This window comes from Helicobacter sp. (assembly GCF_029067145.1).
GTDB lineage: Bacteria > Campylobacterota > Campylobacteria > Campylobacterales > Helicobacteraceae > Helicobacter_D.
Genome location: NZ_JAIEFA010000076.1, coordinates 1 through 20620, shown reverse-complemented (window position 1 = coordinate 20620; position 20620 = coordinate 1). Strand labels below are relative to the sequence as shown.

Sequence of the window (20620 nt, the reverse complement as noted above, 5' to 3'; positions counted from 1 at the left end):
ATATCAAGTTTATTGACATTCTCAAAACTTTTGCTATAATTTCAAGAAAATTTTAATGATTCAAAAGGAAAAACAATGGCAAAACATACTTTTCAAACAGAAGTCAATCAACTCCTTGACTTGATGATTCACTCGCTGTATTCTAATAAAGAAATTTTTTTACGCGAGCTTATTAGCAACGCTTCGGACGCATTGGACAAATTACAATATTTAACTCTCACGGACGATAAACTAAAAACATTGGATTTTACTCCCAAAATTGATATTGCCTTTGATAGCGAAAAAAATATTTTAACCATCAACGATAGCGGAATCGGAATGAATGAGCAAGATTTGATTGAAAACTTAGGCACAATCGCCAAAAGCGGCACAAAAAACTTTCTCTCTAAACTAAGCGGGGATAAGAAAAAGGATTCTGCACTGATTGGACAATTTGGCGTGGGATTCTATTCTGCCTTTATGGTGGCAAGCAAAATCATCGTAACGACCAAAAAAGCGGGCGAAACGCAAGGTTTTGCGTGGATTAGTGATGGAAGTGGAGAATTTGAGATTGAAAAATGTGAAAAAGAATCGCACGGGAGCGAGATTAAGCTCTATCTCAAAGAGGAAGAAAAAGAATTTGCGAATCGTTGGAAAATTGAAGAGATTGTCAAAAAATACTCTGACCATATTCCATTCCCTATTTTCTTGCACTATACAGAAACCAAAAGCGAGGGAGAGGGAGAGAATAAAAAAGAAATTATAGAGGAGAAAAACGAACAAATCAACAAAGCCTCTGCACTTTGGAGAATCTCTAAAAAAGACTTGAAAGATGAGGAATACAAAGAGTTTTACAAAAATTTAAGCTACGATTCTGGCGACCCGCTTTGTTGGATTCACACGAAAGTTGAGGGAACATTAGAATACACCACGCTTTTTTATATCCCACAAACTGCACCTTTTGACTTGTATCGCGTGGATTATAAAAGTGGCGTGAAACTCTATGTCAAGCGCGTGTTTATCACCGATGATGACAAGGAACTTTTACCCTCTTACTTGCGATTCGTGCGCGGAATCATTGACAGCGAGGATTTACCGCTTAATGTCAGCCGTGAGATTCTACAACAAAACAGAATCTTAAGCACGATTAAATACGCTTCTACAAAAAAAATCTTAAGCGAAATAGAATCACTCCAAAAAGATGAGGAAAAATACAGCAAGTTTTACAAAGAGTTTGGACGCTGCTTAAAAGAGGGGGTTTATAGCGACTTTGAAAACAAAGAAAAGTTATTAGAACTCTTGCGATTCCAATCTACCAAAAGCGAAGGAAAAGAAATTGCATTTAAAACCTACAAAGAGCGTATGAATGAGGGGCAAAAGGCAATCTATTATCTGCAAGGTGAGGATTTAGAACTCCTTAAAAGCTCCCCACTTTTAGACACATTCAACAAAAAAGGGATTGAAGTTTTACTCTTCGCTGAAGAAATTGACGGAATCGTAATGCCGATGGTGCACGAGTATGACAAGACACCTTTACGCGCAATTACTTCCAAAGAAGCGTTAGAGGATTTGGGCGAAGAAAGCATAGAGGAAAATACAAAAGAGAGATTTAAATCTTTGCTAGAAACTTTTAGCAAAACACTCGGCGGCGAAGTCAAAGAAGTGCGCCTTAGTGCGAGACTTGTTGATGCCCCATCTTGTATCGTAAGCGACCCAGAAGACCCGAATGCTGCGATGATAAAAATGATGAGACAAATGGGCGCAATGGGTATGGGTGCAGATATTCCAGAACCCAAGCCGATTTTGGAGCTGAACCCAAACCATACAATTCTTACCAAACTACTAGATGCAGAGGCGCAAAAGCAAGAAGAAGTTGCGCATTTATTGCTTGAAGAAGCTAAACTGCTTGAGGGAGGAAAACTCAAAGATGTGAATGCGTTTGTCAAACGACTTAATTTACTTTTACAAAACAGCTTGTAGAATCTAGGGCAATCTCACTTCAAATTGTGGATTGCCACGATTCCTTGTAGAATCTCACTCGGCGGAATCCTTTTCTTGCAAGAACAACACTCCGCGATTCCTTAACGCACTTGTCCCTTGCCATAGACTTTGTATTTATAAATTGTTAGGGATTCTACGCCCATAGGACCGCGCGCGTGGATTTTGGAAGTAGAGATTCCAACTTCCGCGCCATAGCCAAACTCCCCACCATCACTAAAACGCGTGGAAGCATTCGCATAAACACAGGCAGAATCTACGGCATTTAAAAAATACTCTATTGTGCTATAATCTTCGCTCAAAATCGCCTCGCTATGCCCGCTCCCAAACTTCTCAATATGCCCTATTGCCTCCTCTATATCCTTAACAATACGCAAGTTTAAGATATTTTCTCCATATTCTATATAATAATCTTCCAATGGAATCTGCTCGCATACGATTCCGCTAGCCTTTAGAATCGCACAAGATTCCTCATCACCCTTTAGAATCGTACCCTTTTGCTTGAGAGATTCTGCAACTTGTGGCAAAAACTCCTTTGCAAAGACACGCTCTACAAGGAGAGTTTCACAAGCATTACAAGTGCTTGGACGCGAAGTTTTCGCATTGACAATTACCGCAATAGATTCAGGAATCTTACAAGTGTGGTGTGCAAAAATATGGCAAACACCCTTGTCGTGCTTGATAACAGGCACTTTCGCATTCTCTGATACAAAAGAAATCAACCCCTCTCCCCCGCGTGGAATCACCAAATCAATGGAATCTTTTGCACTTAAAAGCTCTTTTAGCTCCTCTCTATTCTTCATAAAGGGCAACAAAACCATACAATCCAATGGCAACTGGTATTTCTTTAACATTTGATGAAAAGTCTGCATAATGGCTTCATTGCTTCTTTGCGCTTCTTTGCCGCCTTTTAATATGCACGCATTCCCGCTTTTAAAACACAAAGCCGCAACATCACTTGTTACATTGGGACGCGATTCATAAATCGTAGCAATCACGCCAAGTGGTGCGCTAACTTTTTCAATCCGTAATCCACAATGATTTGTAAAACCACTTAAGATTCTGTTTAAAGGGTCGGGAAAATCAGCAATTTGGCGTAAAGATTCTACCATAGCTAGAATCTTTTTAGGATTCAGCTCCAACCTCTCCAACATTGCACTGCTTAAATCTAACTCTTTTGCCGCACTCAAATCCTTTTGATTCGCGTCTAATATTGCACTTTGAGATTCCAACAACAAATCCGCACAATCATATAAAAAACGAATGCGCGTTTGATGAGGAAGGGTTGCGAGAATCTTTTTGCTTTCTTTGGTTTTGTGTAATTGTTCTTGTAAAGACATCATTGCTCTTTGTATTAAAATAATTAGAATCTTAGCATAAATGTTTAAATAAAAAAATCGTTTAAAGAATGAAAGTAAATAAATGGTGCGCTGAGCGAGACTTGAACTCGCATGGGTCTCCCCGCCACCCCCTCAAGATGGTGTGTCTACCATTCCACCACCAGCGCACAACCTTAGGGAATCCCTAAGGCAAAAGCTATGAAATTAGCCTAAGAATGGGTTTGCATAAAGTAGAATCAATGCAACAACAAGAGTATAGATAACTTGTGCTTCAATCATCGCAAGCGCAATAAACATTGTTGTCATCAATTTACCGCCAACACCGGGATTTCTAGCCATACCAGAAATTGTTGCAGCTGCTGTGCTACCCATACCAATCGCACCACCAAGTGCTGCAATACCCAAACCTACACCTGCTGCAATCGCAGAATAAGACAATAACATCTCGTTACCCTCCGCAGCAAATGCTACACCAGCTAATGCAAAAAACACTAAAAGTAATTTTTTCATTTGTTCTCCTTAAAATTTCAAAGTCCGTTCGGATTCATTCCCCTACTTATCACTTTGTAAGGTACAATTATAACGCGTTTAGCTAAATTTTTGTTTAATTTAAGCTATTCCACAAGCCCCAATTCCACTTTGTTTTTATTAAGCGATAGCACTTCTACGCGCACTTCATCGCCCTCTTTTAGGTAATCACTAATCCGCTCATTTCTGTTGTTGGTTACCTTAGAAACATGCAACAATCCATCGTAATTATGAGGTAACTCTACAAACGCGCCAAATTCCACAACCTTTTTTACTTTGCCTGTGTAAATATCGCCCACTTGATACAATTCATAAAGGTTTGGTTTATTATCTTTGGTGTTTGCAATATTCAAAATATGCTCTTTTGCCGCATTCACCTTCTGCTTATTTCCCCCACTCACTTTCACTTCACCATTATCGCGATTGAGGTCAATCGCGACTTCAAATTTTTCAATAATTTCTTTGATTGTTTTGCCTGCTTGCCCAATCACTTCTACAATCTTGCTAGGGTGAATCGCAAAGGTTTGTGAGCTAGGCAGAGATTCTGTATTTAAGACAATCTTTTCTTTTGCCTCTTCCATTAATCCCAAAATTTGCAAACGCGCCTCTTTAGCTTGAAAAAGCGCGTTTTTTAATATTTCTGTTTTTAAACCTCCTAGCTTAATGTCCATTTGTAGCGCAGTGATTCCATTGACGCTTCCGGCAACTTTGAAATCCATATCGCCATCGTGGTCTTCTAAGCCCATAATATCTGTTAGAATCGCGTATTTTTCTCCCTCACATATAAGCCCCATCGCAACTCCTGCAATCAAAGAAGTGCATTCAATATCCGCAGCCGCCAATGCCAAAGAGCCGCCGCACACCGTTGCCATAGAGGAAGAGCCGTTGGATTCTAAAATTTCAGAGACTAACCGAATCGTTTTAGAATCCCTATTAATCAAACTGCACTCTAGTGCGCGTTTTGCAAGATTTCCGTGTCCTAACTCTCGCCTACTTGTCGCACCTATGCTACTTGCTTCCCCGACACTAAAGGGTGGAAAATTATAATGCACCATAAAACGTTCTTTGGAGGTAGCTTTTTCTGTAAGCAATTCATAATTTTGCGCGTCCATTTCTCCTCCAAGAGTGCAAACTACAAGTGCTTGCGTTTGTCCTCGTGTGAAAAGTGCGCTTGAATGCGCTTTAGGCAAGAGATTTGTTTCAATGCTAATAGGACGAACCTCCTTTAAGTTCCTGCCATCCGCGCGTTTGCTCTCCTCTAATATCATTTGTCGGATAAGTGTGCGCTTTACTTTAGCGAGTGTTTCATTAGCACGCTCCTCTAGCGATTCTATATCGTCTGGATTCTGCGTTTTCCAAGATTCTATAATTTCCTTAGCAAAGGCTTTTAAGCGGCTATTGCGTTCTGTTTTAGACAACGACTCAATCACTTTGCGTAAAGGTTCTAAATAATTTTGACAAATAAAATTTTCCATTCTTTCACAAACAAAGCTCTTTCTCGCTCTTTCTAACTTTAGAGGCGACTTGACAAAAGATGCAAAAGATTCCTTGATGAGCCGACTTTTAAGGGCAATTTGCGCGCGTGCGAGCTCTAAAGCCTCAATGAGTTTGTCTTCCTCTAATTCATTGGCACTAAAGGAAGTGATTTCCTCCTCTTTTAAAGTTGTCATTAAGCTAAAAGGATTGCTAGCAGATTTTACTTTTACGCCACCAAAAGTGCGCATTTCAATCATCAGCAAATCCTCATTCACACCGCTGACTAACAAATCCAAAGTGCTTTGTTCTTGCTCACTTGGAGTGGGGTTAATCACAAATTCTTCTGCAATTCTACCAATCCGCACACCATTGACAGGAAAATTAAGCGGAATCTCGGAAACATACAAAGCCGCGCTCGCGGCATTCAAAGCCAAAATCTGTAAATCGCCATCACCTTCTGCACTTAATACCATAATGGTAATTTGTGTAGGATAGCAATAATCTTTTGGAAACAATGGGCGCAAACTGCGGTCTATGATTCTAGCTGTAAGGGTTTCAAAATCACTAGGCTTTGCTTCTCGTTTGACATAGCCGCCCGGAAATTTCCCTGCAGCGTAGGATTTTTCAATATATTGCACGGTTAAAGGCAAGAAGTCTTCCTCTACTACACAACTCTCATCAACTACCACCGTAGCTAGTAAAACATTATTACCATTTTTATAATACACACTTCCGTTAGTTTGTTTAGCAAATTTATCAAAAATATATTCTTCTTCTTTACCCAAAAACATTAGTTTTGCTTCACCCATTCTTCCTCCTTGAACTTATGGTTGTATATTGTTAAAAATTTCTTCAATGACTGAAGACTCTATTGCAGGATAGTCTTTATAATAATATCCAATATCTACAAAATTTTTAGACCGATAAAGGCAAAAAATTCCATCTGTTGCTTCGTCCATTACTTCTGCCACTTCAATGGGCGCAACAGGACAAGCAAAATGCACGGTTTTTGCTTGTAAAGTAATCACAGATTTAATAGACGCTAACGCGGTCAAACCACTATCAATCCCTTCATCTACAAGCAAAACGCGTTTGCCCTTAAGAGAAATCAAGGGATTGCCTTTGCGGTATTGATAAATAAGAGGCAACATTTTATCCTCATATTGTCGTTGCACTTCACCATAAATATAATCTAGGCTAATCCCAAAAGAACGCACCAAAGCTTCGTTTATCACAACATCGTGCGTTTCGGTTGCCATTGCGATTTCACATTCTGGATTATTGGGTGCTAAAATCGGTGAAGTAAAGAGAAAAGCAAGTGGTGCTTTAATCATCTGCGCCAAACTCTGTGCAAAAAGCACTCCGGCAAAAGAAATCCCCACAACAACACAATCTTGCTTTTCGAAAAAACTCAAGGGCATATTATGCAGTAGTTTTTGCAATGCATCGTTGCGATTTTCAAAGAGAATCTTGCGTCGCATAGAGTGCATTGCATTACCGACAAAATTGCCTCCAATCGTGCCAATAATTTCACTATTTAAATTTCCCATATATTTGTCCTAATTACCTATTTTTACATCGCTGCTTAGCAAAGGAATAAATTTGATTGTAAATAACACATATTTATCATCTTTTGCTTCTGTTCCGTGTGTAGTCAGCATTGGATAGATTTCACTTACATATTTAAGCCCAAAAGAAAAACAACGAATAGAAGTTTCAAAACCAACTTGCCAAGTCTTAAAATAACGTTCTTTATAATCATAGCCAGCACTTGCAAAAATGTCAATGGCTTCAAACTCTTTCTCAAATCCTGCCATTAGGTAATTTGCCTCGCCGAATCTCCCACGATTCCAATCAATATCCGCAAAAGATTGGCGGAAAAAATGTCCAAAACTTGCATTTAAATACTCGCCGTCATAACGTACTTGATGTGTGGCTTCAGAAATTTCTGACTTTTGATGTGAATAAAAAATGCTACTTAAAAAACTCCATTGATAATCATAAAAGTATTGAATCTCGTTTTCAAATTCTCCCATTTTGTTATTATCCTCTAAATAAAAAAACTGCTTAACGCGATGAGACAAAAAAAGTGTATCATTAGAGTCATAAAAGTATTGAGAGCCACCCAACCGCAATTCTTGCCTATGACCGGGCAATGTAAAAAAGTCTTGAAAATCGCCTTTTTCTCTATCAAAGCCCGGCAAAATATAAGAGGATTCCAAACTAATTGTATGCCCAAAGTTTTCATATTGCTTTACCAAATCCGAATTAGCCTTGAATTGATAATGTTGCGAATAGTAACGTCCGTCTTCTAATTTTTTTTGTTTTGTGTTGCTGTAATTGATTTGTGTGGCATAAAAAATGGGCGAAGCCGAGAGATTGACAAAGTCATTCAAAAAACTTTGCGTATAGATGATGGGAAGATGTGCTTCTTGTTGCACTGCACGATAACCTTTAGGACGCGTCCAATTTTTGGCTTGGTAATCAAAACTATAGTATAAATTATCCAAAAACAAAGAATCCATTTGACGATGATATTGCACCTGTGGCAAAGTTTGCAGAGTCTCCGCATTGCTTGTTTTTTCTAAATCCGAATAATAACGTCCATAAATACCCAAATAATCGTCTTCACTTTTTAAAAAATAATTCAAACGGGAAGTCAAAAGACTGCCTTGTAAATCCGCGCGTTCCCTCGTGTCTCTATCTGTTAGACGAAAATAATCAATATCAGAAATTTGCGAAATATCCGCATAGATTCCATCTTCATAAAAATAATTTTGTGATTTTGTTAGCAAATCCTTACGCTCGTATTTGAGTTGGAATCCAAAATGGGCTTGATTTTCTAAATCATAGGTTCTCTGATAGCTATCTGTATCGCCAAAATAGCCGAAATTTGCCCATAACATTTCGTCTCTATCGTCTATGATTCTAAATTCATTATAGAATCCCGCACCCCTCTTTGTCCGAATTTGAGGCGCAAATGCCATATCCCACTCCTCTTGTGGAGCAATAAAAATGGGTTGGGAATATAAAAAGCCATCATCTCTTGAGTTTCCAATTCCAGGATAAAGCAAACCACTTTTGCGCTTGTAGCCCAAAGAAAAAGAAAGATAAGGAAAATAAAGTACCGGCATATCATAAATGCAAAGACGAGGATTCCACACGCTTAACCATTCTTCATTGACATCGTATTGACTTTTGCTTGCTTTTAATTGCCAAATTGGATTATTCACGCTGCAAGTTGAAATCGTTGTATCCTCTGTCTGATAGACATTCTTATCGTATTGCGCACTTTTTGCATCTACCCATAGACCACTCATAGAATCCTGCAAATAAAAAGGCTCTAAAAAGGAATAGTCTTGCTGTATTTTAATCTTAATCTTTTGCGCTTTTAGATAGAGTGCATTTCCTTTATAAGCATTCACATTGCCGCTTAGCGTGATTTCTCCACTTTGTGTATCATAAGTCGCTTCATTGGCGGTTACAAAATAGTCTAAGTTAATTACCGTGGCGTGTCCCTTGCCAATCACTTGCGATTGACTATATTCCATATCGTCAGCCAAAAACTCAAAAATCGCTTCTTGTTGGGAGTTAAACTGCTTGACAGAGGGACGCGCTTGCACAAGATTTGGAACAAACAATGCAAAAGCCGCTACACTTGATACGATTCCAAAGACTTTAGACAATTTAAGCATTATAGGGCTTTAGCTCCACAACGAGTGTATTGGCTGCTACATCGTGCAAACCTCTTTTTAGAGGATTGGCAAAAATATAAAAAAAAGGCAAATACATCAGAAATTCACTTAATGTGCGCAAAAGTGAGCGCAAAAATGCTTGCCAAAAACTAGGATTATCCAACAATCCTAACTCTATCACGCGAATCTTCACGACGATTTTTCCAATCGTTGCTCCATAAAACTGCACAAAAAGCCAATGATATAAAATGCGGATTCCATAAAGAATCGCCCAAGAGCTAGAAACAATCGCCAATATCGCTTCTACATCATCTTTATTTTGCATAATACTATCCCAATAGATTCCGATAATTACCATACTCAAAAGCAAATCATCAATCAAATGTGCCACGATTCTCTTCCAATAAGGAGCAACTTCAATTTCCTCGCGCGCTAAAATCTCTTCAATCTTATCGGTATTCATTGCCTACCTCAAAGCTTGATAGGCAATATCTTTGCGATATTGCATTCCTTCAAAACTAACGGATTCCACTTGCGCATAAGCATTTTTGAGTGCCTCTTGCACATTATCGCCCTTGCCCACACACACAAGCACGCGCCCTCCGCTCGCATACAAATCCTCGCCCTCTTTGCTCACACCTGCAAAGCTAATATGGGATTGCGCATTGCCCAAAGAACGAATCGTAATTTTTGCCTTAGGAGAGCTTTTGTAAGGATAGTCTTTGGAAGCAACCACAACTCCTACACATATTTTGGATTCCAACTCAAATTGCACATTTTTCAAATCTCCTCTAGCACACGCTAAGAAACAATCCAACATACCCTTTTTAAAAAGCGGCATTAACACTTCGCATTCTGGGTCGCCAAAGCGGACATTAAACTCTAGCAAATAGGGCTTGCCTTGAACGACCATAATTCCACAAAATAAAGTTCCACTGAAAGGATTTCCGTCCTCTGCCATACCTTTAAGCGTCGGCACAATGATTGTGGATTTAACTTCTTCAAGGATTTGCGCATTTGCCAAAGGAGCAGGAGCATAAGCTCCCATTCCTCCTGTATTAGGACCTTTGTCGTTATCCAAAAGTCGCTTATGGTCTTGCGCGGCAGGCAACACAATGAAATCCTTTCCGTCGCACATTGCAAAAACAGACAATTCAAATCCATCTAAAAATTCCTCAATCACAATCGTTTTACCAGAATCCCCAAAACTCTTTCCGTCTAGCATTTCTTTCGCTGCTATTTTTGCTTCCTCGTGGCTTTGAGCTATAATGACGCCTTTGCCCGCGCACAAACCATCGGCTTTTACGACAATAGGCAAGCTCAAAGTATCAATAAACTTGCAAGATTCTGCATAATCTTGCGTCTGAATAAAACGTGCTGTGGGGATTCCATATTTTTGTGCAAACTCTTTCATATAAGCCTTTGAACCCTCCAAACGCGCGGCTTTTGCGCTTGGACCAAAGACAAGGATTCCCTTTGCACGCAACGAATCCGCCAAACCTTCTACTAAGGGGGCTTCAGGACCGATAATGACAAGTCCGATTCTTTGTGTTAATGCAAAATCTATAAAATCTTGTGGATTTGCAAAATCAATATTTTTGCCAAGTTTGCTTGTCGCACCATTGCCCGGATAAAAATAAATCCCATCTATTCTGCATTCCTTTTGCAATGCAAGCCCAATTGAATATTCACGCCCGCCACTACCTACAATAACAATTTCCATACTTTACAACCTTAAAATTTTTTGTTTTTAAAACTTTCAAGATTCTTTAAAATAAAAACTTTCAAAACAAAAATATTATTCTTTTAATTTTTCATAAGACCCAAGCAAGCGTTACTTATTTGTCTAGCCCAAAAATAGGCAACGATTCTAGCCATAAGTAGCTTATTAGGCGGCAGATTCTCGTCTCAACTTAAGAGACTCAAGCGAAAATACCATCACACAAAGCCAACTATACAACCAGCAATACTTAAATTATGTTGGACTCCAAAATTAAAGAAACGCGCTTCGCTTAGGCAAAAGGAATTATAAACTATCCTAGCTAAAGTGGTTTTTAACTTTAAACCAAAAATTAATAAAGTTTAGGCAAAATTGCGCAATTTAAATCCAAAAATAGCAAGGAATCCCAAAATGAAAAAATTTTTATCAGCTCTTGTTTGTGCCGCAGTTTTAAGTAGCACACTTCCTGCAAACGAATGCGTCTGTTTTGAACTCAAAGGTGAATTTGGGGAAGAAATCAAGGCTATTTTGCAAAAATATTCCAAAAATTTAGGCTCAAAAGATATTAAAGTTGTGCGTGAAGACGCGGATTTGACACTTCAAGAGCGAAACTTTTTAGATAGTCTCTTAGGCACAGGTTCTGTGGCGGCAAATAGCAGAGGAGCAGACTTAGAAAAGGGCAAAAAACTCTATGAACGCGATTGCGCAACCTGCCACGGACAAAAGGCTGAAATCGCCGTAGCAAGCAAAAAACCGATTAATACTTGGAAAGCAAGCGATATTGCAAGTGAAATCAAAACTTACCAAAATCAAAGCTTTGAAGGACAATCTCGTTTTATCAAAAATCAGGTGGCTCAACGTTATACCAAACGCGATATGGACGATATTGGTGCATATATTGAAACACTAAAATAAAGGACTTTTAAAAGAATGTAAAACTCCTCTACTTTTTAGTAAGAATTTTTAAGCAAAAATTTCAGCAATCTTAAGTTAAGATTCTGTAAATCACATAAACTTTAAGGAATAATATGAGCAAAATTGTAACAAGATTTGCACCTTCTCCTACGGGTTATTTACATATCGGTGGCTTACGCACTGCGCTTTTTAACTATCTTTATGCAAGGGCAAATGGCGGAAAATTTCTCTTACGCATTGAAGATACGGATTTGGCACGCAATTCAATAGACGCTAAAGAAGCGATTTTGCAGGCATTTGCTTGGGTTGGAATGGATTATGATGGCGAAGTCGTTTATCAAAGTCAAAGATTCCCGCTCTATCAAGAATACATTGACCGCTTGTTAAAAGAGGGAAAAGCGTATTATTGCTATATGCAAAAAGAAGAATTAGACAAGAATCGTAAAGAGGCAGAAGCCAAAGGACAAGTATGGAAATACGACAACCGCTATCGTGATTTTACAGGCACGCCACCTGCGGGAGTGAAACCTGTCGTGCGTATTAAAGCACCCACAGAAGGGGAAATCTGCTTCCTTGATGGCGTCAAAGGCGAAATCAGAATCGCGGCAAAAGAATTAGACGATTTCATCATCGCGCGCAGTGATGGCACACCCACTTACAACTTCGTCGTAACCATTGATGACGCACTTATGGGAGTAACAGATGTGATTCGTGGCGATGACCATTTGAGCAACACCCCTAAGCAAATCATTCTTTACCAAGCATTAAGTTTTGTGATTCCGCGATTTTATCATGTGCCAATGATTCTTAATCCTCAAGGGCAAAAACTTAGCAAACGCGATGGCGCAATGAGTGTTATGGAATACAAAACTCTAGGCTTCCTGCCCCAAGCTTTATTAAATTTTCTCGTGCGTTTGGGTTGGAGTCACGGAGACCAAGAAATTTTTTCTATGCAAGAAATGTTAGATTTCTTTAATCCTAATAGCTTAAATAGCGCACCCTCTGCCTATAATAAAGAAAAGCTTTTGTGGCTAAACTCACATTATTTACACCAACTAGACTGCAAACAAATCAATACATTATTGCCTTTTTATGGCACAGAAATTCCGAATTTGCGTGCGCAAGAAATTCTATATCCAGAGATTAAAGAACGTTCCAAAACTCTCTTAGAATTTGTTGAAATCCTAAAAACCTGTTTGGCTTCTGTCGTAACTTATGACGAAAAAATGCTCCAAAAAGTCAAGAATGAGGAGAATATTCATCTTTTAAAAGAATTTATGATTTATTTGCAATCTCTAAAAAAACCTTTTGAAAATGTGCAAGAAACAGAGCAAGAAATTGCGACTTTTGCGGATTTTCAAGGAATCAAGGCAAAAAGCTTTTTTATGCCTTTGCGATTTGCTTTGCTCGGCTCACCTGGTGGAGTTGGAATCGCACCTTTGATGAGCACATTAGGAGCTGAAGCCGTCTTAGAGAGAATCAAGAAAGCATTAGAGGCTTTAAGCAAAAGCGATTCTTAAAACCCAAAAATCCCTTATGCAAAAGAATTGAAAGGGAAATTCTTTTAAATTTGGATTCTATCTACTTTTTTGAGTTGGGCAGTTGCGCAAGCATTTTGTGGCTAGAATCTAAACCAAAATTTCAAGAGAATGGAATCTCAAAGTCTTTGCTACTTTGAAAATCATAGGTTTTGCCCTCAAAATTAAATTTTAAGCGATAAGCGTGCAACATTAAGCGCGTTGCCCCAAAGTAAGCCTGTCGCTTCGTATTACTTAAACCGCATAAAGAATCGTGGGAAAGATTCTGTGAGTTTGCGGACTTTGCGGTGATAAATTCCGCGTCCAAATATTCCCGACTATGCGTGTCTAATGCTCCATAGAGAGGGTCCCCCAAAATCGGAAAACCAAGCGCATACAAATGCAAACGAATCTGATGTGTACGCCCACTTTTTGGACACACTTTTAACAAAGTGCAAGGCATAGTTTGCGGGTTAGAATCTCCGCCAAAAGATTTTTGTGAGCAAAAATCCAACACTCCCAACATTTCAAATTCACTTTTTGCCTCCTTAAAGGATAGTGATTCTGTCCCCCTCTGCCCCAAAAACTTAGAACGCACGCACAAATCCCCACCTTTTGGCTGTGTTGCAAGCGGCAAAGAGAGGCAAAAATCCCTTCCTCTCCAATTACTTTTACTCAAATCCCCACGCACAAGAGCTAGATATTCTTTTGTGATATGATGATGTGCAAACATTGCACCAAGCCTTGCAATACTGCGTGAATGCTTGCCCACAAGCACAAGCCCGCTAGTCTCCTTGTCAATGCGATGCACTAAGCTAGCCTCTGCACCATAAAGAGAGCGCACCTCATCAACAAAGCTATGGTGTGCAAATCTCCCTTTGGGGTGAATGAGCATTTTAGCGGGCTTATCAAAAAGCGCGAAATGTTCATTCTCATAAATGGGTTTTAACCCGACAGAATCTGCTTCAAACAGGAGGACACAAACGCTTTTTTCCAATATCTTGGCTTTTTCATTGTTGTTTAGGGGTTTGCCCTGATAAATTACTTTGCCTTTATTAATGTATCTTTGCGATTGCGCCATACTCCAATGCAAACATTGCATTAAGAATTGATAAGCTTTCATTGGTTTTGGAATCGGAAATTCTTTCAAAACAAAGGGCATTTTGTAACTTTTAAGTAGGATTATGTTAGTATATTTTAACATACCTTAAAGTAAGGATTCAAAATGGTAGAAAGATATGCGAGAGAAGAGATGAAAGGGCTTTGGGACCTAAATGCGAAATATTCTGCTTGGCTAGAAGTAGAAAAGGCATTGGTAAGAGGGTGGAATAAACTTGGGTTAATTCCTGATAGTGATTGTGAAAAAATCTGTAAAAATGCAAAATTTGATATTGCGAGAATTGACGAAATTGAAGCGGTTACCAAACACGATTTAATCGCTTTTACGACAAGTGTCGCGGAATCCTTGGGTGAGGAATCTCGTTGGTTTCATTATGGCATTACTTCAAGCGATTGCATTGACACCGCAGTGGCACTTCAAATGCGGGATTCCTTAAAAATCATTATAGAAGATGTTAAGTCTTTATGTGAAGTGATTAAAAAGAGAGCACTAGAGCACAAGGAAACCTTAATGGTGGGACGCTCTCACGGAATCCACGGCGAACCCATTACTTTTGGGCTTGTTTGTGCGATTTGGTATGATGAAATCAAGCGACATTTGAAAGCATTAGAAGCCACCCTAGAAGTGATTTCAGTGGGGCAGTTAAGCGGTGCGATGGGCAATCTTGCACATACGCCTATGGAGCTAGAAGAACTTGTCTGCGAGGATTTAGGGCTAAAAGCCGCTCCCGCTAGCAATCAAGTGATTCAAAGAGACCGCTACGCGAGACTTATCAGTGATTTGGCATTGCTTGCGAGCAGTTGTGAGAAAATTGCCGTAGAGATTCGGCATTTACAACGTACCGAAGTCTATGAGGCAGAGGAATATTTTTCACAAGGGCAAAAAGGAAGTAGCGCAATGCCACACAAACGGAATCCCGTGTTGAGCGAAAACATTACCGGACTTTGTCGTATGATTCGCTCTTTTGCGATTCCGGCTATGGAAAATGTCGCGTTATGGCACGAGCGCGACATCAGCCATTCTAGCGTGGAGCGGTTTATTTTGCCCGATTCTTTTATTACCACGGATTTTATGCTTCATCGCCTAAGCGGCTTGTTAGATAAGCTTGTTGTCTATCCTAAAAATATGATGAAAAACCTCAACCTAACAGGCGGACTTGTCTTTTCACAACGCATTTTACTAGAACTTCCCAAAAAGGGCGTCAGTCGTGAAAACGCCTATAAAATCGTGCAACGCAACGCAATGAAAGTATGGGCAGATTTACAAGAGGGTAAAGCCGCTCTAAACGACAAAGGAGAATCTCTTTATTTGCAATATCTATTGTCCGATTCCGAATTGGTTGGGTTAATCGGCGAAAACGCTATCAAAGAATGTTTTGAATTTAGCTATTACACTAAAAATGTAGAAGCGATTTTCAAACGCGTGTTTGGTTAGCCCTTACAAAGCCTCATTTGGAGGCTATGACAGCCCACTCTTATCCTTGCAAGCTGGATTTGTCGGCGCGGCAATCTACATCAAAAATAATGAAATATCGGATTTTGTAGTATAATTAAGCTTTATTTTCTTTACATAAGGTGCAAAATGTTCAATGATAAAAGTATTCTAATTACTGGTGGCACAGGGAGTTTTGGCAAATGCTATACCAAAACCCTACTACAACGTTATAAACCTAAAAAAATCGTAATTTTCTCGCGCGATGAGTTGAAACAATACGAAATGGCACAAACCTACAACGCGCCTTGTATGCGCTATTTTCTAGGCGATGTGCGCGATGAGAATAGACTTAAAGAAGCAACTATCGGGATTGATTACATCATTCACGCTGCAGCACTCAAACAAGTTCCTGCCGCAGAATACAATCCAACAGAGTGCATTAAGACAAATATTTATGGAGCTCAAAATGTCATCAGTGCAGCCTTAGCAAATGGAATCTCAAAAGTCATTGCGCTTTCCACCGATAAGGCGGCAAATCCTATCAATCTCTATGGGGCGACAAAATTAGCAAGCGATAAGCTTTTTGTCGCAGCAAACAATATTGCTGGGACACGCAAAACGCGCTTTTCTGTCGTGCGCTATGGCAATGTCATTGGCTCGCGCGGTTCGGTTGTGCCGTTTTTTCAAAAGCTCATTGCTGAAGGTGCAAAAGAATTGCCTATTACCGATAAGGAAATGACAAGATTTATGATTACTTTGCAACAAGGAGTAGATTTTGTTTTGAAAAACTTTGAAAGAATGAAAGGTGGCGAAACCTTTGTCCCTAAGATTCCCTCAATGAAAATGACAGAAGTCGCAAATGCCCTCGCTCCAAACCTACCTCATAAAATTATCGGAATCCGACCGGGTGAAAAAATACACGAAACAATGTGTCCAAGCGATGATAGCCATATTACCTATGAATTTCAAGACTATTATGTCATTGCGCCTACGATTCAGTTTAGCTTCATTACCGACTTTAGCAAAAACGCTCTTGGCGAGAGTGGAAAACTAGTCCCACGCGGGTTTTCTTACGATTCTGGCACAAATAAACAATGGTTAAGTCGTGAGGAATTTTTGGAGTTACTACAATGATTCCTTATGGCAAACAAGAAATTATAGAATCGGATATTAATGCAGTTGTAGAAGCCCTTAAGTCTCCCTTGATTACGCAAGGACCTAAGGCGCAAGAGTTTGAAGAAAAGATAGCAAGTAAAGTGGGCGCACAATTTGGCGTGAGTTTCAATAGTGCAACTTCCGCATTGCATTGTGCCGCCCTTGCTCTAGGCTTGGGCAAAGGAGATTGGCTCTGGACGACACCCAATAGCTTTGTTGCAAGCGCAAATTGTGGAATCTATTGCGGTGCAAAAGTAGATTTTGTAGATATTGATGCGCGAACCTACAATTTAGACACAAAAGCGTTAGAGAAAAAACTCAAAAATACCCCCAAACACAAATTACCCAAAGTGCTTGTAGCCGTGCATTTTGCCGGACAAAGCTGCGAGATGAGAGAAATTTACCGCTTAAGTCAAATCTATCGCTTTAAAATCATAGAAGACGCTTCACACGCGCTTGGCGGGAGTTATCGCAAATTTCCCATTGGTTGTTGTAAGTTTAGCGATATTACGATTTTTAGCTTCCACCCTGTTAAAATCATTACTTGCGCAGAGGGCGGAATCGCCACGACAAATAACGAAAAATACGCAAGAAAAATGCAAATATTCAAAAGCCACGGAATCACAAAAGACGCAAAAAAATTCAAGGGCAAAAATACTGGGGCTTGGTATTATGAGCAACAATTCTTGGGCTTTAATTACCGCTTAAGTGAGTTGCACGCCGCACTTGGAATCTCGCAATTAGCGCGACTAGAAGATTATGTGCGCACACGCAACGCGCTAGTAAAAACCTATAACGAAAACTTGAGGGATTTGGAACTGATTACACCTTTTGTCGCGCCCCATAATTACAGCGCATTTCATTTGTATGTGATTGTGCTCACCAAAAAAAGCGGAATTACGCGCAAAGAATTGTTTGACAAATTACAAGCGGCTGGAATCGGTGCGCAAGTGCATTATATCCCGATTCACTTGCAACCTTTTTATCGGCAATTCGGATTCAAAAAAGGCGACTTCAAAAAGGCAGAATCCTATTACAAAAATGCAATTTCTCTGCCGCTTTTCCCAACCTTAAGCGAGCAAGAACAGCAAAAAGTGATTGCGATTCTACAAAAATCTGTGTGCAAAAAGGGCTAAAATGGAATCTTGTGTGTGCGTTATCCCTGCGCGCGGTGGAAGCAAGCGGATTAAAAGAAAGAATCTTAAAAATTTTTGTGGCAAACCTATCCTTTCTTATAGCATACAAAACGCGCAAAACAGCGGAATCTTTCGCGAGATTCTTGTCTCTAGCGAGGATAATGAGATTTTGGAATTTGCTAGAAATTGCGGGGTTGGTGCACTTAAACGACCAGAGGAACTAAGTGATGATTATGCTAGCACGCGTGCTGTGATATTGCATTCCATAGAATCCTTGCAAGAAGCCTATCAAGAGGATTTTTGGGTGTGTTGCCTATATGCCACCGCGCCCCTGCTTGACTTTAAAGATTTGCAAAAAGCCTATGCGACAGCGCAAAAAGAAGCGCGAGATTGCTATTGCTTTAGTGCGGTGGAATATGACTATTCTCCTTTCCGTGCCTTTAGCATTCAAGAGGGCAAAAATGCAATGCTTTTTAAAGAGCATTTTTCCAAACGCTCACAAGATTTAGAGAAAATCTACCACGATGCGGGGCAGTTTTACTTCGCTACTGCGCAAACTTGGTGGAATCGCGAAAATATCTTTGAGGATTCTGTGAGTATCGTGCTACCCCCTATGCGTGTGCAGGATATTGACACGCTAGAGGATTGGAAACTCGCGGAGCTTAAATTCAAACTTTTAGCCGCTTCTTGTGGGATAGATTAGGCGAGATTCTTTTATTTAGATTGCTTCGTCGTTTCACTCCTCGCAATGACGCTGACTTTCTGTCATTGAGAAGCCTTTGTAAAAGGACGAGGTGGGAGACGCGAGGACGAATCCCAAAGATTCTATTGCGCAAGATTGAGAAGCCTATAACGCAGCTGTAATTCTAAAAATTCTTGATAAATTTTGTGGAATCCCAAATGCTCCTCATCAAGGGCGAAGCTTTCCTCTGTGCTAAGCAAACTTTGATTATCTTTATACTTATATCCAAGATTGGAGCTACGCGGATAAATCCCCTCATTGTCAATCCACACTTCCGTATTAAAGCCAAATGCAAATTTATCATTCTCTTGCGTCTCTAGCAAATTGCGTCCGCCAAGATGTAAGAATCTTGTTTCGCTCAAAGTCAAGGCATAAAGTGTGGGGAATATATCCTTATGCGAGCCAATCCGAGTTTTGTCATAGACTATTTCTCCTTGATAAGCTTTTGGGACATAAAGATAAAAGGGCACGCCATAAGCTAAAGCTTTTTCTGCATTAAAATCCATTGCCACTCCCCTTACCCTATGGTCTCCTGTGGCAGCAATAATTAGCTTGTCTTTTAGCTCGCTTTGCTTGACTTTGCTTAAGAATCTCGCAAATTCGTTATTGGCATAAACATAAGTATTCAGGATTGCGGAAGTATTTTTGGGTATTTTGTCAAAAATCTCTAATGGAATTTGCTCTTTAGAAAATAAAATCGGCACTTCAGGATAAGGAGGGTGGTTTGAAACACTTAAAGCAAGAATCAAAAGTGGCTCTTTTGCGCTAGATAAAAGCTCCAATGCCTTTTGATACATAAACTCATCGCCTACGCCATAAGAAGTGCGCGTTTTGCTTGCAGTTGGATAATCCTCTAATAAGACAATTTCATCTATTATCTCCTCTACTCCTTGCGTTTGCATAAAAGTCCCCATATCAAACCAAGCACGATTTCCAGAAGTCAGAAAGATAACCCGATAACCTTGCGACTTATAAATCTCTATCGGCGTGAAGGGCAAATAATGCTTAATGTATTTGGATTTTGAAAGCACAAAAGGACTTGCGAAATCCAAACAAGAAAGGCTAGGCGCAGTGCCATTGCTACAAGGCAAAAAACGCGTCCATACAAAATCCTCTTCAAAATGTTGCGCAAGTTCGCCTAGTAGATTCAAATTTTCCTCTTGCAAAGATAGCATTTGTGTGCCAAAACTTTCCATTAGATTCACCATAATATGCGGTGGATTCTTAAGTGCAAAATTATTTTTAGGAGTTGTGGAAAAAAGTGGAAAAATTTTTACTAATTCCTCTAGTTTCTCCATATTAGCAGGTTTCAAATCCAAACCCATTTGATACTTTTTCAGCGCAAAGGCAAAACTCATAATAGGATTTAAGACAAGAGCATTAAAACTTTCTATTTTGGAAAAACGATAATTTTCAACATTCATTACAATATGCTTGTAAGGACCCCTTAAAGTCAAAGTATAAGCTATTAAGAAAAGTAAGACAAAACCTAAAGTTATGGGAAGCTTTGCTTTGGCAAAAGGCAATTTTAAATGCAAAATCTTATTATTCAACCATACACAAAAAGCAGTAAAAACAGCAGCTAAAAATAGCAAAATAAAAATTGGATAATCTTTAAAAATTATGCTTAGAATCGCTTGCGTGTTATCGTCTTTTAACCCAAAGATAAAAATATCAATATTTGTTTTGTAGATTTCATAATAATAAAAGTTAATAAAAGCAGCAAGAATAAAAACAAAAGCAAGAAAGCCAATAAAAGAACTAGAAAGAGAGCTATAAAATCTCTTTAACGGGGGGGGGGGGGGGGGGGGGGGGGGGGGGGGGGGGGGGGGGGGGGGGGGGGGGGGGGGGGGGGGGGGGGGGGG

General features: G+C 39.6%; 16 protein-coding genes and 1 tRNA gene. 7 read left to right on the top strand and 10 right to left on the bottom strand.

Translation table 11 applies throughout. The features are described 5' to 3' along the window. Positions 1 to 75 precede the first annotated feature (75 nt). Positions 76 to 1959 (top strand): molecular chaperone HtpG, encoded by a 1884-nt coding sequence (htpG, locus tag K2N75_RS07615; RefSeq protein WP_297680558.1) that lies wholly within the window; start codon positions 76 to 78, stop codon positions 1957 to 1959. A 101-nt stretch (positions 1960 to 2060) separates the two neighbouring features. Here the strand turns inward: htpG and K2N75_RS07610 are convergent, their stop codons facing one another. The 8 genes from K2N75_RS07610 to purD all read right to left on the bottom strand — a co-directional run bounded on the left by K2N75_RS07610 (position 2061) and on the right by purD (position 10739). Beyond that, positions 2061 to 3317 carry a glutamate-5-semialdehyde dehydrogenase gene (locus K2N75_RS07610; RefSeq protein WP_297680560.1) on the bottom strand — a complete coding sequence of 419 codons (1257 nt, stop codon included), beginning with the start codon at positions 3315 to 3317 and terminating at the stop codon, positions 2061 to 2063. Positions 3318 to 3400: 83 nt separating this feature from the next. After that, positions 3401 to 3484: transfer RNA gene (locus K2N75_RS07605), tRNA-Leu, on the bottom strand. Between the two features lie 37 nt (positions 3485 to 3521). Next, on the bottom strand, positions 3522 to 3827 hold the full coding sequence (locus K2N75_RS07600; RefSeq protein WP_026943810.1) for a F0F1 ATP synthase subunit C: 306 nt from the start codon (positions 3825 to 3827) through the stop codon (positions 3522 to 3524). A 104-nt stretch (positions 3828 to 3931) separates the two neighbouring features. Next, on the bottom strand, positions 3932 to 6130 hold the full coding sequence (locus K2N75_RS07595) for a polyribonucleotide nucleotidyltransferase (protein ID WP_297680562.1): 2199 nt from the start codon (positions 6128 to 6130) through the stop codon (positions 3932 to 3934). A gap of 15 nt (positions 6131 to 6145) precedes the next feature. Next, positions 6146 to 6871 carry a phosphoribosyltransferase family protein gene (locus K2N75_RS07590; RefSeq protein WP_297680564.1) on the bottom strand — a complete coding sequence of 242 codons (726 nt, stop codon included), beginning with the start codon at positions 6869 to 6871 and terminating at the stop codon, positions 6146 to 6148. A 9-nt stretch (positions 6872 to 6880) separates the two neighbouring features. Next, positions 6881 to 9016: an LPS assembly protein LptD gene (gene lptD, locus K2N75_RS07585; RefSeq protein ID WP_297680566.1), complete on the bottom strand. Its 2136-nt coding sequence runs from the start codon at positions 9014 to 9016 to the stop codon at positions 6881 to 6883. After that, positions 9009 to 9479 carry an RDD family protein gene (locus tag K2N75_RS07580; protein ID WP_297680567.1) on the bottom strand — a complete coding sequence of 157 codons (471 nt, stop codon included), beginning with the start codon at positions 9477 to 9479 and terminating at the stop codon, positions 9009 to 9011. The genes lptD and K2N75_RS07580 overlap by 8 nt, the downstream gene beginning before the upstream one ends. Before the next feature lie 3 nt (positions 9480 to 9482). Then, entirely contained in the window at positions 9483 to 10739 is a 1257-nt protein-coding gene (gene purD, locus K2N75_RS07575; RefSeq protein WP_297680568.1) for a phosphoribosylamine--glycine ligase, read from the bottom strand. Between the two features lie 408 nt (positions 10740 to 11147). Between purD and K2N75_RS07570 the strand changes: the two genes are divergently transcribed. Together K2N75_RS07570 and gltX are read left to right on the top strand one after the other, a co-directional pair. Continuing rightward, the gene (locus K2N75_RS07570; RefSeq protein ID WP_297680570.1) at positions 11148 to 11651 is read left to right on the top strand and encodes a c-type cytochrome; all 504 of its coding nucleotides are present in this window, start codon (positions 11148 to 11150) and stop codon (positions 11649 to 11651) included. Positions 11652 to 11764: 113 nt separating this feature from the next. Next, positions 11765 to 13171 carry a glutamate--tRNA ligase gene (gltX, locus tag K2N75_RS07565; RefSeq protein WP_297680572.1) on the top strand — a complete coding sequence of 469 codons (1407 nt, stop codon included), beginning with the start codon at positions 11765 to 11767 and terminating at the stop codon, positions 13169 to 13171. A gap of 121 nt (positions 13172 to 13292) precedes the next feature. Here gltX and K2N75_RS07560 read toward each other — a convergent pair whose 3' ends face one another. Next, positions 13293 to 14330 carry an RluA family pseudouridine synthase gene (locus K2N75_RS07560; protein ID WP_297680574.1) on the bottom strand — a complete coding sequence of 346 codons (1038 nt, stop codon included), beginning with the start codon at positions 14328 to 14330 and terminating at the stop codon, positions 13293 to 13295. A 63-nt stretch (positions 14331 to 14393) separates the two neighbouring features. Here K2N75_RS07560 and purB point away from each other — a divergent pair, with 63 nt between their 5' ends. The 4 genes from purB (at position 14394) to pseF (ending at position 18716) form a co-directional block, all read left to right on the top strand. Next, a complete protein-coding gene (purB, locus tag K2N75_RS07555) occupies positions 14394 to 15722 on the top strand; it encodes an adenylosuccinate lyase (RefSeq protein ID WP_297680576.1) in 1329 nt (442 codons plus the stop codon). A 147-nt stretch (positions 15723 to 15869) separates the two neighbouring features. Beyond that, entirely contained in the window at positions 15870 to 16856 is a 987-nt protein-coding gene (pseB, locus tag K2N75_RS07550; RefSeq protein WP_297680578.1) for a UDP-N-acetylglucosamine 4,6-dehydratase (inverting), read from the top strand. Next, positions 16853 to 18013, top strand: coding sequence for a UDP-4-amino-4,6-dideoxy-N-acetyl-beta-L-altrosamine transaminase (gene pseC / locus K2N75_RS07545; RefSeq protein ID WP_297680579.1), 1161 nt, complete (start codon positions 16853 to 16855; stop codon positions 18011 to 18013). Before pseB ends, pseC begins: the two co-directional genes overlap by 4 nt. A 1-nt stretch (position 18014) precedes the next feature. Then, on the top strand, positions 18015 to 18716 hold the full coding sequence (gene pseF, locus K2N75_RS07540) for a pseudaminic acid cytidylyltransferase (protein ID WP_297680580.1): 702 nt from the start codon (positions 18015 to 18017) through the stop codon (positions 18714 to 18716). Positions 18717 to 18838: 122 nt separating this feature from the next. Here pseF and K2N75_RS07535 read toward each other — a convergent pair. Beyond that, positions 18839 to 20620, bottom strand: a 1782-nt coding sequence (locus tag K2N75_RS07535; RefSeq protein ID WP_300120259.1) for an LTA synthase family protein, incomplete at its 5' end; no start/stop codon positions are given.